This window comes from Pseudoalteromonas sp., from assembly GCF_036960685.1.
Lineage (GTDB): Bacteria > Pseudomonadota > Gammaproteobacteria > Enterobacterales > Alteromonadaceae > Pseudoalteromonas.
Genome location: NZ_JBALXK010000076.1, coordinates 1 through 571, shown reverse-complemented (window position 1 = coordinate 571; position 571 = coordinate 1). Strand labels below are relative to the sequence as shown.

The 571-nt window shown below is 46.6% G+C and carries 2 protein-coding genes; one reads left to right on the top strand and one right to left on the bottom strand.

Features of this window, described 5'->3' with window-relative positions:
* On the top strand, nucleotides 1–246 hold a 246-nt coding region (locus tag V7783_RS21125; RefSeq protein WP_335680400.1), incomplete at its 5' end, for a GTP cyclohydrolase I.
* 97 nt (nucleotides 247–343) lie between these two features.
* On the opposite strand, the gene V7783_RS21120 is transcribed toward V7783_RS21125, so the two are convergent.
* Nucleotides 344–571 (bottom strand): OmpA family protein (locus V7783_RS21120; protein WP_335680399.1); only part of this gene is annotated, 228 nt, incomplete at its 5' end.

Sequence of the window (571 nt, the reverse complement as noted above, 5' to 3'; positions counted from 1 at the left end):
CGTGTTGTTGATATGTTTGCCCGTCGCCTGCAAATTCAGGAAAAACTGACTCAGGAAATCGCACAATCCATTATGGATGTGACCGATGCCCGCGGTGTTGGTGTGATCATCGAAGCCAAACACATGTGCATGATGATGCGCGGTGTTGAAAAACAGAATTCATCGATGAAGACGTCATCCATGCTAGGTCTCTTCCGTGACAGCCATGCTACTCGCAGCGAATTCCTATCGCTGATCAAAGATTAGTAAGCCGCACTCATAAAAAAACGCCCTATGGGATAACCCAAGGGCGTTTTTTTTGCTTCAAAAAAGCATCTCTTTACACATTGCTCTTAGCTAGTCATTACTGCACCAGCAACGTAATTCGATTGATACTGCCCGATGTTTTTGTTGGCGCCAACGGCCCGATACCCTGAGCACTTAATCGCTCACTATTTATACCTCGTTGCACTAACACATCAACCACCGATTGCGCACGCGACAGCGACCGTTGCTGCAATGCCTCAAGTGACTGTTTTTCTCGCAGGTGCCCCACAACATATAGTTTTAATCGCGTATTCTTTTGTAAGGC